The sequence below is a fragment of the Bacteroides sp. K03 genome (genome assembly GCF_019734355.1).
GTDB lineage: Bacteria > Bacteroidota > Bacteroidia > Bacteroidales > Bacteroidaceae > Bacteroides > Bacteroides nordii.
In genome coordinates this window covers 476,822-491,906 of record NZ_JAASHC010000003.1, presented here as the reverse complement: position 1 = coordinate 491,906, position 15,085 = coordinate 476,822, and the positions used below count along the sequence as shown (strand labels likewise).

Genomic DNA, 15,085 nt, shown 5'->3' with positions numbered 1-15,085 from the left:
ACTTTGATTTACGATTGATGATTTACGATTACTTGTAGTAACTTCAATCGTAAATCGTAAATTGTCCAATCGTAAATCAGATCGTTTTATCTATCTCAGCAGCAATTTTTCGTCCTCCCGCCATGGCACGTACAACAAGGCTTGCTCCGGTTGCTGCATCACCGGCGATGAATACATTCTTGGGGAATGTTGGCTGTTCCGGTTTGAGGAATCCCATTGCAAGCAATACTATATCGGCTTCGATAATCTCTTTCTTTCCGGTTGGTACCATCGTGGGGCGTCCTCCATCAGCAGAAGGTGTCCATTCCACTTGTTCAACTTCTACACCGGTTACTTTACCATTTTTGCCAATGAATTGGTTGGAAGTGAGCGACCAGCGGCGGATACAACCTTCTTCGTGTGAAGAAGTCGTTTTGAGTACTACCGGCCATTGCGGCCATGGAGTAGCGTCATTGTGCCCAACGGGTGGCTGTGGCATGATCTCTATCTGTGTCACACTGATAGCTCCCTGCCGTATACTGGTTCCGATACAGTCCGATCCGGTATCGCCACCACCGATAACAAGTACTTTTTTTCCTTTTGCACTTACCAGTTTGTCTTTAGAGAAAGTTTGTCCTTCCACAATCCGGTTCTGTTGCGAAAGCATTTCCAAGGCGAAATGTATACCTTTCAATTCACGACCCGGGATAAGAAGATCTCGTGGCGTCTCTGCTCCGGTACAGATGCAGTATGCGTCGAACCCTTCCGGCAGATGGGTGGGATCTATGGTTGTATTCATTTCAAAACGGATACCCTCTGCTTTAAGTAGTTTGATACGGCGGTCTATGATATTCTTGTTCAGTTTGAAGTTGGGGATACCGAAACGTAGCAGTCCTCCCGGAGCCTCTGCCTTGTCGAACAGAGTGACGGTGTACCCTTTCCGGTTTAGTTGGTTGGCTGCTGCCAGTCCGGCAGGGCCTGCACCAATCACAGCTACCTGTTTTCCATTGCGTTGTGGCATTACCGGCATGACATATCCTTCCCGGAAAGCAGCTTCTATGATAGCTGCCTCGTTCTCCCGGATAGTCACAGGTTCATCACAAGACAGTTTCAATACACAACTTTTCTCACAAAGTGCCGGACAGATACGCCCTGTAAACTCCGGAAAGTCACACGTGGCAGCCAGTATTTCATAAGCTTCCTTCCACTTTCCTTTGTAGAGGGCGTCTTGCCACTCAGGCTGTTTGTTACCCAGCGGGCATGCCCAGTGGCAGAAGGGTACACCACAGTCCATACAGCGTGATGCTTGTAGCTTACGGTCGTGGGTGTTAAGGGTTTGTTCTACTTCACTATAGTCAGTGATACGTTCATATACGGGGCGATATCCGGCCTCCTGACGGCGTATGGTTAAAAATGCTTTAGGATCTCCCATGATGATAATGAATTAGTGATTAGTGATAAGCGATAAGTGATTAGTGGTAAGTGATTAGCGATAAGTGGTAAGTGATTAGTGATAAGTGGCTGCGCTATTATACCGCATGGTACTAATCACTACTCACTAACCCACTTATCACTATTTAATAGTCTCTTTGCATATCCGCAATTTTCTGTTGTAGCTTTCGCATTTGTTCCTCCTGCAAAACCTTTTTGTATTCGATAGGTACTACTTGGATGAATTCGTCTGCATAGCGGTTCCAATCGTCGAGCATGATACGGGCTAATTTACTGCCGGTGTAGAGGTAGTGCTGGCGGATGAGTTCGTGTAATTCTTTGCGGTAGCTTGCTTCTTCGATAAGAGATAGTTCTACCATTTCCATGTTACAGAAGTAGTCAAAGTTACCCTCTTTGTTCCACACATAAGCCACACCGCCACTCATTCCGGCAGCAAAGTTCCGGCCCGTTTGTCCTAAAACTACCACACGTCCGCCTGTCATATATTCGCAACAATGATCGCCTACGCCTTCTACTACGGCTATGGCACCCGAGTTGCGGACAGCAAAGCGTTCTCCCACGCGGCCATTGATATAAACTTCTCCGCTGGTAGCTCCATATAATAAGGTGTTCCCGGCAATTGTATTCTTCTCTGCCTCGAAGTTACTTCGTACGGGCGGAAGCACAGCGATACGTCCGCCACTCAATCCTTTGCCAAGGTAATCATTTGCTTCGCCTTCCAGTTTAAAACTAACTCCTGGTGTAAGGAATGCGCCGAAAGATTGTCCGGCAGAACCTTTAAATTTAATGTTCAGTGTATGTTCCGGTAATCCTTTTGCACCATACCGTGAAGCAATGGCCCCCGAAAGCATAGCGCCCACCGCGCGATCTGTATTGGCAATGGTATACTCCAATGACACCTCTTTTTGATGTTCGATAGCCTCTTGTGCAGCACTCAAGATTGTTACGTCTTTTACGGCAGAGATACCATGATCCTGATCACTGACATGATGAATGGCTGCACTGCTCTCTATGCGTGTGAGCAGTTTGCTGAAATCAATGAGACGGTGCTTTTCGTTTCCGTTATCCGGTTTGCGTTCAATGAGGTCGGTGCGTCCAATGATATCATCGAGTCTTTCCACACCAATTTCTGCCAGATACTCTCGTACCTCTTGTGCCAGGAAGGTGAAGAAGTTGACCAGATATTCGCTTCGTCCGTGGAAGCGTTTGCGTAACTCTTCATTTTGTGTAGCAACTCCGACGGGACAGGTATTCATATGGCATTTGCGCATCATCACGCAGCCTAGTACAATCAGTGCGGAAGTTGCAAAACCAAACTCCTCTGCACCTAACATAGCCATTAGAACAATGTCACGTCCGGTTTTCAGTTGTCCGTCCACTTGCAGCATAACCTGTCCGCGAAGCCCGTTTAGCACCAGTGTCTGTTGCGTTTCGCTTAGTCCCAGTTCCGGAGAGATACCTGCATAACGAATAGATGAAGCAGGTGAAGCTCCTGTACCTCCTTCTGCACCAGAGATTACAATCAGGTCAGCCTTTGCCTTTGCTACCCCGGCAGCGATGGTTCCTACTCCGCTTTCGGCTACTAGTTTTACGCTGATTTTGGCTTTCGGGTTTACATTCTTCAAGTCGAAGATAAGCTGTGCCAGATCCTCGATGGAGTAGATGTCATGGTGAGGTGGGGGAGAGATTAGTGAGATGCCCGGTATGGAGTGGCGCGTTTTGGCAATTACCTGATCTACCTTGTAACCCGGCAATTGACCTCCTTCGCCCGGTTTAGCTCCCTGGGCTATCTTTATTTGTATTTCATCTGCGTTAACAAGATATTCGGCAGTTACACCAAAGCGTCCTGAAGCAACCTGTTTAATGGCACTACGCAAGTTGGTTCCATCCGGACGGGGAGTGAAACGTTCGGCATCTTCCCCGCCTTCGCCTGTGTTGCTTCGTCCGTGTATTTTGTTCATGGCTATAGCCATGGCTTCGTGTGCTTCGCGGCTGATGGAGCCATAACTCATAGCACCCGTTACGAATCGCCGCAGTATGTTTTCTACCGGTTCAACACGGTCTATACTGATCGGGTTACGTTTGAACGAAAGGAAGTCGCGAAGGAAGATGGGAGCTTCTTTTTCGTCCACCATGGTGGTAAACTCTTTGAATTTTTTATAGCTGCCCAGGCGTGTTGCCAATTGCAGGGTACTGATCGTTTCCGGGTTCCACGCATGTCTTTCTCCATCTTTGCGGAAAGTATAGATGCCACGATTCTTTAGTTGAGAGTTGCCAGTTGAGGGTTGAGAGTCGGCTGTACCACTATGCTGCATAGAACTTTCAGCTTTCAACTTTTCACTTTCAACTGCAATAGCATCCTGTGCTACTTCTTCCAGGCGGATACCGCCGATACGTGAACTTAACCCGCCAAAGTAGGCGTTGCTTAACTCTTCACTCAGACCTATGGCTTCAAATATTTTGGCTCCCCGATAAGAACGGATGGTACTGATACCCATTTTACTCATTACTTTGAACAATCCCTTGCAGATGGCTTTGATATAATTCTTCTCTGCTGTGGCATAGTCCAGTTGAATCTCTTTTTCCGCCACCAGTTTGTCGAGGATGGCAAATGCCATGTAGGGATTCAGTGCACTTGCTCCGAAACCAAGTAACAGAGCAGCATGCATCACTTCGCGTATTTCACCGCTCTCTACAATGAGGGCTGTCTGCACACGTTTTCCTACCGCTATAAGGTGATGGTGCACTGCACTCACTGCCAATAACGAGGGGATGGCTGCATGCGTCGCATTTACGTCACGGTCTGTCAGTACAATGTAGTTTACTCCGTTTGCCACTGACTCTTCCGCTTGTTTGCATAGATTGTTCAAGGCTTCCTGCAACCCCGCCTTACCACGTGATATTTCAAAAAGCATGGGCAGCTTTATTGTGTTGAAACCTTTGTAACGAATGTTGCACAGAATATCCAGTTGAGTATTATTCAAGATAGGGTGGTTCAGGCGTACCATTTTACAATGGCTTTCGCTTGGTGTTAGAATATTCATCCCTACTGCTCCGATATATTCAGTCAGCGACATTACCAGTTCTTCCCGGATAGGGTCGATGGGTGGATTGGTTACCTGGGCAAACTGTTGGCGGAAGTAGTTGTATAACAGTTGCGGCTTGTCCGAAAGGATAGCCAATGGAGTGTCATTACCCATTGAATGAATCGGTTCTGCCCCGGTGGTAGCCATCGGGCTGATAATCTTTTCTATATCCTCTTTCGAATAACCGAAAGTACGTAACATACAATCGTATCTCTCTATACTGTGAGGAACTTTGCGTCCGCTTTTCAGTTCATCCAGTTCAATGCGGTTGGCTGACAGCCAGTTCCGATAGGGTTTGGCATTTGCCAATTGTTGTTTCAGTTCGTCATCATAATATATTTCTCCCTTTTCGGTATCTACCAGTAAGATTTTACCAGGTTGCAGGCGTCCTTTTTCTTTGATATCTCCCGGTTCAAAGTCCATCACACCTACTTCGCTGGCTACTACCATCATATCGTTTTTAGTGATAAGATAGCGTGCCGGGCGCAACCCATTGCGGTCGAGCATTCCTCCTGCATAGCGTCCGTCACTAAAGAGTAGTGCGGCAGGGCCATCCCACGGTTCCATTAGAATGGAATGATATTCGTAGAAGGCTTTCAACTCCTCACTGATTGGATTCTTCTCGTTGAAAGATTCCGGTACGAGCATAGCCATGGCATGAGGCAGGCTGAGACCGGACATCACAAGAAACTCCAGCACATTATCCAGTGAGGCACTGTCACTCATCCCTGGCTGAATGATGGGACGTATCTCTTTAATATCCCCCAGGGTAGGAGATGAAAGAACACTTTCGCGTGCTTCCATCCACCCCCGATTACCACGGATCGTATTGATTTCACCATTGTGGGCAAGTAAGCGGAAAGGCTGTGCCAGTCCCCATGTTGGGAAAGTGTTTGTACTGAAACGTGAATGTACCAATGCCAATCCACTGGTGAAGTAGCTGTTTGTGAGGTCCGGGAAGTAGTTGCGTAGTTGCAGTGACGAAAGCATACCTTTGTAGATAATGCTTTTTGTTGATAGTGAAACGATATAGAAATCGTCCTTTGTGGCGATAGAAGAATTGCGTATCCTGTTTTCAATCTTCTTCCTTATTATATATAATTTGCGGTCGGCCGTTTCTGTTTCTGTAAACCCGGTGATAAAAATCTGTTTTATGTCCGGTTCTGCTGCCTGTGCGGCTTCTCCTAAAATTTCAGGACAGGTAGGCACATTGCGCAGGTGCATGAGTGTAAGCCCTTCCTTTTCAGTCTCTTCAATAATAATACTCAGAATGTCTGCCTGGTCTTTCGGCTCTTTTGGCAAAAAGATCAGTCCTGTACCGTAACGTCCTTTTTCGGGTACGGGAATACCTTGTAATAAAATGAATTCATGAGGAATCTGTAACATGATACCTGCACCATCTCCGGTTTTATTATCAGCTCCTTCAGCTCCGCGATGACGCATGTTTTCGAGTACTTTGAGTGCCGACTCTACAATGTCGTGCGATTTCTCTCCATGAATGTTTACCAGCATACCTACTCCGCAGGCATCGTGTTCGTTTGCTGCATCATACAAACCCTGTTGCTCAGGCTGTCGCTGGTAAGGCAGTTCTTTTGTTTCGTTGTTAAAAAGTTCTCTTTTCTTCATTCTATTTAGCTTTATTGTATGATAATACCTGTTTATGCTGTCTTTTTGTTCTGCAAAAGTATTAATTTAATTTCATTTTGATATATTTATTGGTGTTTATTGTGACATAAATTACATATACTTCATGTCGAAGTTATAAATTGGTAGTTCAGTGCCGGGTTTTTATATTAATGTGAAAGGTAGTGAAAGCCTTTTTATTAAGATTTGAAACTACTTTCTTTTTGAGAATAAAATAATAGAAAAATTAACGTTTTGACGTAAAAATAACTTTTTTCTATGCTTATGTCAAATATTTATAGTAAAAATAATCTTTATGTTATTATAATTGTATATCTTTGTACCCTGAAAACATAAAAATAGGATAATATGTGTGGAATTGTAGGCTACATTGGTAAAAAAGAAGCCTACCCCATCCTTGTCAAAGGGCTGAAACGGCTGGAGTATCGGGGATACGACAGCGCTGGGGTAGCACTAATCAGTAACAACCAACAGTTGAATGTGTATAAGACAAAAGGAAAAGTCTCCGAATTGGAAAATTTTGTCACACAGAAAGATATTTCCGGTAACATTGGTATTGCACATACACGTTGGGCTACTCACGGAGAACCTTGTTCAGTTAATGCCCATCCTCATTATTCCTCTTCCGAAACTCTCGCTCTCATCCATAACGGTATCATCGAAAATTACGCCGTTCTCAAAGAAAAACTCCAGGCCAAAGGCTATACATTCAAAAGCAGTACTGATACCGAGGTACTCGTACAATTAATAGAATATATGAAAGTGACTAATAACCTCGATTTGCTGACAGCCGTACAGCTGGCATTGCGTGAGGTGATTGGTGCGTATGCTATTGCCGTATTGGAGAAGGATCATCCCGATGAAATTATTGCAGCGCGTAAAAGTAGTCCGTTGGTGGTGGGCATTGGTGAAGATGAGTTTTTCCTGGCTTCGGATGCTACTCCTATTGTAGAATATACTGATAAGGTAGTATATCTGGAAGATGAAGAGATAGCAGTGATACACCGGGACAGGGAGTTGAAAGTGGTGAATCTGAACAATGTGGAGATGACTCCTGAAGTGACAAAGGTAGAGTTAAACTTAGGGCAACTGGAAAAGGGTGGTTATCCGCATTTTATGCTGAAAGAGATATTCGAACAGCCCGATTGCATCTATGATTGTATGCGTGGGCGTATCAATGTAGAGAGTAACAATGTTGTGCTTTCGGCCGTCATTGATTATAAGGAGAGACTTCTGAAAGCAAAGCGTTTTGTCATTGTAGCCTGCGGAACCTCCTGGCATGCCGGGTTGATAGGCAAACACTTAATTGAAAGTCTCTGCCGCATTCCGGTGGAGGTGGAATATGCATCCGAATTCCGTTACCGTGACCCGGTGATTGACGAAAGTGATGTTGTGATTGCTATCTCTCAGAGTGGTGAGACTGCCGATACACTGGCTGCCGTTGAGTTGGCAAAGAGCCGTGGTGCATTTATCTACGGCATTTGTAATGCTATCGGTTCGTCTATACCGCGTGCTACGCACACAGGTTCTTATATACATGTAGGTCCCGAAATAGGCGTAGCATCTACCAAGGCTTTCACCGGACAGGTTACGGTGCTCACTATGCTTGCACTGACATTGGCGCGGGAGAAGCAAACCATTGATGAGGCCCATTTCCTTAGTGTAGTACACGAATTGAGCCGCATCCCTGAAAAAATGAAAAAAGTACTGAAACTGAATGATAAAATCGCAGAATTATCTAAAATATTCACGTATGCGCATAATTTTATCTATCTTGGTCGCGGGTATTCGTATCCGGTAGCTCTGGAGGGAGCTTTGAAGCTGAAAGAAATCTCATATATTCATGCTGAAGGTTATCCGGCAGCAGAGATGAAGCATGGCCCTATTGCTTTGATTGATGCCGAAATGCCTGTGGTAGTTATTGCTACTCAAAATGGAATGTATGAAAAAGTACTCAGCAACATACAAGAGATAAAGGCCCGTAAGGGAAAAGTCATAGCTGTTGTCACCGAAGGAGACACAGTGATCAGCAAAGTAGCTGATTATTGTATCGAACTTCCCGAAACATTGGAGTGTCTTGATCCGCTTATTACCACAATGCCTTTACAATTGCTTGCCTATCATGTGGCGGTATGTAAAGGGATGGATGTGGATCAGCCAAGGAATCTGGCGAAGTCGGTAACGGTAGAATAAAGGGATTTACGATTAGACGATTTACTATTTACGATTGGGATTACTTCCCATTTATAGATTAAGGTAACTTCAATTGTAAATAGTAAATCGTCTAATTGTAAATCAAAATAGATTGTCAAATAGTAAATAAGTAAGGTGGAACAATTAAAGCATGAATGTGGCGTTGCCATGATACGCCTGCTCAAACCGTTGGAATATTACGAGAAGAAGTACGGAACGTGGATGTATGGATTGAATAAGCTCTACCTCCTGATGGAGAAGCAGCACAATCGTGGACAGGAAGGCGCCGGACTGGCTTGTGTGAAACTGGCAGCCAATCCGGGAGAAGAATATATGTTCCGTGAGCGTGCATTAGGATCGAGTGCCATTACTGAGATTTTTGAGACCGTACAAGGCAATTTTAAAGATCTGACCTCTGAACAGTTGCACGATGCTAATTTTGCCAAACGTACCTTGCCCTTTGCCGGTGAAGTGTATATGGGACATCTGCGATACTCTACCACCGGAAAATCCGGTATTTCCTATGTTCATCCGTTTCTGAGAAGGAACAACTGGCGTGCCAAGAACCTGGCCCTTTGCGGTAATTTCAATATGACGAATGTGGATGAGATTTTTACCCGCATTACAGCTATCGGACAGCATCCGCGCAAATATGCCGATACTTATATTATGCTCGAACAGGTAGGGCATCGTCTCGACCGGGAAGTAGAACGTCTCTTTAATCTTGCAGAAGCAGAAGGGCAGACGGGTATGGGTATCACCCGGTTTATTGAAGAGCATATCGATCTTGCCAATGTGCTGCGTTCTTCCAGTAAAGAGTGGGATGGGGGATATGTTATCTGCGGACTGACCGGAAGTGGTGAGTCTTTCGCTATTCGTGATCCGTGGGGGATCCGTCCTGCTTTCTGGTATCAGGATGATGAAATAGCTGTCCTGGCATCTGAACGTCCTGTGATTCAGACAGCACTCAATGTACCTGTTGAGGAAATTAAAGAATTGCAACCGGGACAAGCACTCTTTATCAACAAGACGGGGCAGATTCGTATTACTCAGATTAATAAACCCCGTGAGAAGAGAGCCTGTTCTTTTGAGCGTATTTATTTCTCTCGTGGTAGCGATGCAGACATTTATAAAGAGCGTAAGTTGTTGGGAGAGAAACTGATTCCCCGTATTCTGAAAGCGATAAACTCTGACCTTGATCATACGGTGTTCTCTTTTATTCCGAACACAGCCGAAGTAGCTTTCTACGGAATGCTCGAGGGATTGGACAATTATCTGAATGAAGAGAAAGTACAGCAGATAGCTGCTTTGGGACACAATCCTAATATGGAAGAACTTGAATGTATCCTTTCACGGCGCATTCGTAGTGAAAAAGTTGCTATCAAGGATATCAAGTTGCGTACTTTTATTGCCGAGGGCAATAGCCGTAACGACCTGGCTGCGCATGTATATGATATCACTTACGGCAGCCTCCGTGCCGGTATAGACAATCTGGTGATTATTGATGACAGTATTGTGCGCGGTACAACACTCCGGCAGAGCATTATCGGTATTCTCGATCGTCTGAATCCGAAGAAGATTGTTATTGTAAGCTCTTCGCCGCAAGTGCGTTATCCCGATTATTACGGCATTGACATGGCAAAGATGAGTGAGTTTATAGCCTTTAAAGCAGCTGTAGAACTCCTGAAAGAGCGTGATATGAAAGATGTGATTGCTGCTGCCTATCGTAAGTCGAAAGATCAGGTTGGCCTACCTAAAGAGCAGTTGGTGAATTACGTAAAGGACATCTATGCCCCATTCACCGATGAGGAGATTTCTGCCAAAATGGTGGAATTGCTCACTCCGAAAGGCACGAAGGCCAAAGTAGAGATTGTGTATCAACCGCTCAGTGGCTTACATGAGGCTTGTCCTCATCACACGGGTGACTGGTATTTCAGTGGCAACTATCCTACGCCGGGTGGTGTGAAGCTGCTCAATGAAGCGTTTATAAATTATATAGAACAAGTATACCAATTTTGAGATTTACGATTTTATGATTTACAATTTACGATTGAAGTTACTTTATTGGCAAATGGGAGTCATCCCAATCGTAAATTGTAAATCGTCTAATCGTCAATCTTTTCAATTGTCAAATAGTAAATAAATTGATGCGAAATGTAACTTTAATCCTTGACGACGGGAGCCGTTTCCATGGTAAGTCGTTTGGCTACGAGAAGCCGGTGGCGGGCGAAGTAGTATTCAATACCGCCATGACAGGCTATCCGGAGAGTCTGACCGATCCTTCATATGCCGGACAGTTGATGACGCTGACATACCCATTGGTGGGTAACTATGGTGTGCCTCCTTTCACTTTTGAATCTAATGGATTGGCTACTTTTATGGAAAGTGAGAGAATTCATGCCGAAGCTATCATTGTGAGTGACTATTCAGAAGAATACAGTCACTGGAATGCAGTGGAAAGCCTTGCCGACTGGCTGAAGCGTGAACAAGTGCCCGGTATTACAGGCATTGATACCCGTGAACTGACCAAAGTGTTGCGTGAACATGGGGTGATGATGGGTAAGATTGTATTTGACGGTGAGCAGTTGACAGTTGACAATGGACAGTGGACAATTGACAGTTATGAAAATATCAATTATGTCGATAGGGTTTCTTGCAAAGAGATTATCGTCTATGCGAACGGTGAAAGTCGCTCTTTTAGTATAGATCTCCCCATTGCGCAGCTCAACTGTCAATTGTCAACTGTCAATTGTCAACTAAAGCGGGTTGTTCTTGTAGATTGTGGAGTAAAAACAAACATCATCCGTTGTCTGCTCAGACGTAATGTTGAAGTCATTCGTGTCCCTTGGGATTATGATTTTAACGGATTACAGTTTGATGGTCTGTTTATATCCAATGGTCCGGGTGATCCTGATACCTGTGATGCTGCCGTACAGAATATCCGTAAAGCGATGCAGAATCCCCAACTTCCTATTTTTGGAATCTGTATGGGAAATCAGTTACTGTCAAAAGCGGGTGGTGCTAAGATATACAAGCTCAAATATGGTCATCGTAGCCACAACCAGCCGGTACGCATGGTGGGCACGGAACGTTGTTTCATTACCAGCCAGAATCATGGTTATGCCGTTGATAACAATACATTGGGTGCTGAGTGGGAGCCACTCTTCATTAATATGAATGATGGTTCTAATGAAGGTATTCGTCATAAAACAAACCCCTGGTTTTCGGCACAGTTCCATCCCGAAGCTGCCAGTGGCCCAACGGATACTGAATTCTTGTTTGACGAATTCGTAAAGCTATTGTAATTCAATATTTACCGCAGTGTAAGCGAGAGTACGGGAGAGGAGAGTCCCGTGTCCTCTGTGGTGCAACCAAAAATATGTAATCAATGAAAGAACAAAATATAAAGAAAGTATTGCTCCTCGGCTCCGGTGCTTTGAAAATCGGTGAAGCCGGAGAGTTTGACTATTCGGGTTCGCAAGCCCTGAAGGCTCTGAAAGAGGAAGGTATAGAAACCATTCTTATCAATCCCAACATTGCTACGGTGCAGACCAGTGAAGGGGTAGCCGATCAGATCTACTTCCTTCCTGTGACTCCTTACTTTGTAGAGAAAGTAATTCAGAAAGAAAAACCGGAAGGCATTATGCTTGCTTTCGGTGGGCAAACTGCGTTGAACTGTGGGGTGGCCCTTTACAGGGAAGGCACCCTTGAAAAATACAATGTAAAGGTACTCGGTACTCCCGTGCAGGCCATTATCGATACGGAAGATCGTGAGCTCTTTGTGGAGAAACTGAATCAGATTGATGTAAAGACCATCAAAAGTGAAGCCGTAGAAAATGCAGAAGATGCACGCCGAGCAGCCCGGGAGTTAGGTTATCCGGTGATTGTTCGTGCCGCTTATGCGCTTGGCGGACTTGGTTCCGGTTTTTGTGATAACGAAGAAGAACTGGATGTGCTTGTTGAGAAAGCCTTTGCTTTCTCTCCGCAGGTGCTTGTCGAAAAGTCACTAAGAGGATGGAAAGAAGTGGAGTATGAGGTAGTACGCGACCGCTTCGACAACTGTATCACCGTTTGTAACATGGAGAACTTCGATCCGCTGGGCATTCATACCGGGGAGTCTATTGTAATTGCTCCGTCACAAACATTGACCAATAAAGAATACCACAAACTGCGTGAACTCGCCATTCGTATCATTCGTCATATTGGCATCGTTGGTGAATGTAACGTGCAGTATGCCTTCGATCCTGAGTCGGAGGATTATCGCGTTATCGAGGTAAATGCCCGTCTTTCGCGTTCATCGGCATTGGCGTCCAAGGCAACCGGTTATCCGTTGGCTTTTGTTGCTGCCAAATTAGGACTCGGTTATGGTCTGTTCGATTTGAAGAACTCCGTCACTAAAACTACCAGTGCTTTTTTTGAACCTGCATTGGACTATGTGGTTTGTAAGATACCCCGTTGGGACTTAGGAAAATTCCATGGTGTAGACAAAGAGTTGGGTTCTTCTATGAAATCCGTAGGTGAGGTGATGGCTATCGGCCGTACCTTTGAAGAGGCTATCCAGAAAGGTCTCCGTATGATAGGCCAAGGCATGCACGGCTTTGTAGAAAACAAAGAACTCGTGATAGCCGATATTGATAAAGCCCTGCGTGAACCTACTGATAAACGTATCTTTGTCATTTCCAAAGCTTTCCGTGCCGGATATACGATTGACCAGGTACACGATCTGACCAAGATTGATAAATGGTTCCTTCAGAAACTGATGAATATCATGCGTACTTCCGAGGAGCTTAGGCAATTGACAGTAGACAGTGGACAATTGACAGTGAAAGATGCTGCTGCATTTTTTAATTCTCAATTGTCAAATCTCAGCCCACAACTGCTTCGCAAAGCGAAGGTACAGGGGTTCTCTGACTTCCAGATAGCTCGTGGTATCGGTTTTCAGGGGGATATGGAAGATGGTATCCTTTATGTGCGTAATTATCGGAAGAGTATAGGCATCCTGCCTGTAGTGAAGCAGATTGATACACTGGCGGCCGAATATCCTGCGCAGACCAATTATCTGTATCTCACTTACAGTGGTGTGGCCAATGATGTAACCTATCTGGGCGATCATAAATCCATTGTCGTACTTGGTTCCGGTGCTTATCGCATCGGGTCTTCCGTAGAGTTTGACTGGTGTGGTGTGCAGGCACTGAATACCATTCGTAAAGAGGGTTGGCGTAGCGTTATGATCAACTATAATCCGGAAACGGTATCTACAGACTATGACATGTGCGATCGTCTCTACTTTGACGAATTGACTTTTGAACGCGTAATGGATATTCTTGAACTGGAAAATCCGCATGGGGTCATTGTCTCCACCGGTGGTCAGATTCCGAATAACCTTGCTCTGCGTCTGGATGCACAGAAAGTCAATATCTTAGGTACTTCTGCCAAGAGCATAGATAATGCCGAAGACCGCGAGAAGTTCTCTGCCATGCTCGATCGTATTGGTGTAGATCAGCCTCGCTGGCGCGAGCTTACCTCTATGGACGATATTAATGAGTTTGTTGATGAGGTCGGTTTTCCGGTGCTTGTTCGCCCTTCCTATGTGCTTAGTGGTGCAGCCATGAACGTCTGTTCCAACCAGGAAGAGCTGGAACGTTTCCTTAAATTGGCAGCCAATGTTTCTAAAAAATATCCGGTAGTGGTAAGCCAGTTTATTGAACACGCCAAAGAGGTAGAAATGGATGCTGTGGCGCAGAATGGTGAGATCATCGCGTATGCTATCAGTGAGCATATCGAGTTTGCCGGTGTACATTCCGGAGATGCTACTATTCAGTTCCCTCCCCAGAAACTGTATGTAGAAACCGTCCGTCGTATCAAGCGTATCAGCCGTGAGATTGCGAAAGCATTGAATATCTCCGGTCCGTTCAATATCCAGTATCTTGCCCGTGAGAATGATATTAAGGTTATCGAGTGTAACCTGCGTGCTTCGCGTAGTTTTCCTTTCGTCAGCAAAGTGCTGAAGATTAACTTTATCGAGCTGGCAACTAAAGTAATGCTCGGCCTGCCTGTAGAAAAACCATCGAAGAATCTTTTTGAGCTTGATTATGTTGGTATTAAAGCATCACAGTTCTCCTTCAACCGTTTGCAGAAGGCCGATCCTGTGCTGGGCGTAGATATGGCTTCTACCGGTGAGGTTGGCTGTATTGGTTCTGATACCTCCTGTGCCATTCTGAAAGCCATGCTTTCTGTTGGCTATCGTATTCCTAAGAAGAACATTCTCCTTTCTACCGGTACACCCAAGCAAAAGATAGATATGATGGGGGCGGCCCGTATGCTGGTCAATAAGGGGTATAAACTGTATGCTACCGGTGGAACACACCGAACTCTTGCCGAGAATGGCATTGAGAGTACCCTGGTCTACTGGCCGAGTGAGTCAGACAAGCATCCGCAGGCGCTCGAAATGCTCCATAATAAAGAGATAGATATGGTAGTTAATATTCCGAAGAACCTCACTGCCGGTGAGCTCGACAACGGATATAAAATACGCCGTGCAGCTATCGATCTGAATGTACCTCTGATTACCAATGCCCGTTTGGCAAGTGCATTTATCAATGCCTTCTGTACAATGAGTGTTGATGATATTGCTATAAAGAGCTGGGAGGAATACAAGTAAAATAAAGACGTATAAAAAATGGTTCAAAGAAAAAGGCTGTAAAGGCTTCCCTTGGGATAGCGGTGATTCG

At 45.1% G+C, this 15,085-nt stretch carries 6 protein-coding genes; 4 read left to right on the top strand and 2 right to left on the bottom strand.

Annotated elements, in window-relative coordinates:
• Positions 1-76 precede the first annotated feature (76 nt).
• Both HCG69_RS04455 and gltB read right to left on the bottom strand, forming a co-directional pair.
• A complete protein-coding gene (locus HCG69_RS04455) occupies positions 77-1,411 on the bottom strand; it encodes a glutamate synthase subunit beta (protein WP_221649019.1) in 1,335 nt (444 codons plus the stop codon).
• Positions 1,412-1,556: 145 nt separating this feature from the next.
• The gene (gene gltB / locus HCG69_RS04450) at positions 1,557-6,143 is read right to left on the bottom strand and encodes a glutamate synthase large subunit (RefSeq protein ID WP_221649018.1); all 4,587 of its coding nucleotides are present in this window, start codon (positions 6,141-6,143) and stop codon (positions 1,557-1,559) included.
• A gap of 366 nt (positions 6,144-6,509) precedes the next feature.
• On the opposite strand from gltB, the gene glmS reads away from it, so the two are divergent.
• From glmS to carB, 4 genes are all read left to right on the top strand, one after another.
• A complete protein-coding gene (glmS, locus tag HCG69_RS04445) occupies positions 6,510-8,354 on the top strand; it encodes a glutamine--fructose-6-phosphate transaminase (isomerizing) (RefSeq protein WP_221649017.1) in 1,845 nt (614 codons plus the stop codon).
• Positions 8,355-8,489: 135 nt separating this feature from the next.
• Positions 8,490-10,373: an amidophosphoribosyltransferase gene (locus HCG69_RS04440; protein ID WP_221649016.1), complete on the top strand. Its 1,884-nt coding sequence runs from the start codon at positions 8,490-8,492 to the stop codon at positions 10,371-10,373.
• 128 nt (positions 10,374-10,501) lie between these two features.
• Positions 10,502-11,659: a glutamine-hydrolyzing carbamoyl-phosphate synthase small subunit gene (gene carA / locus HCG69_RS04435; RefSeq protein ID WP_221649015.1), complete on the top strand. Its 1,158-nt coding sequence runs from the start codon at positions 10,502-10,504 to the stop codon at positions 11,657-11,659.
• Between the two features lie 83 nt (positions 11,660-11,742).
• Positions 11,743-15,015 carry a carbamoyl-phosphate synthase (glutamine-hydrolyzing) large subunit gene (gene carB / locus HCG69_RS04430; protein ID WP_221649014.1) on the top strand — a complete coding sequence of 1,091 codons (3,273 nt, stop codon included), beginning with the start codon at positions 11,743-11,745 and terminating at the stop codon, positions 15,013-15,015.
• The last annotated feature ends 70 nt before the right edge of the window (positions 15,016-15,085 follow it).

Coding starts and splice junctions, on each gene's coding strand:
- carB (WP_221649014.1), top strand. CDS start 11,743: ATGAAAGAACAAAATATAAAGAAAGTATTGCTCCTCGGCTCCGGTGCT.
- glmS (WP_221649017.1), top strand. CDS start 6,510: ATGTGTGGAATTGTAGGCTACATTGGTAAAAAAGAAGCCTACCCCATC.
- gltB (WP_221649018.1), bottom strand. CDS start 6,143: ATGAAGAAAAGAGAACTTTTTAACAACGAAACAAAAGAACTGCCTTAC.
- carA (WP_221649015.1), top strand. CDS start 10,502: ATGCGAAATGTAACTTTAATCCTTGACGACGGGAGCCGTTTCCATGGT.
- HCG69_RS04455 (WP_221649019.1), bottom strand. CDS start 1,411: ATGGGAGATCCTAAAGCATTTTTAACCATACGCCGTCAGGAGGCCGGA.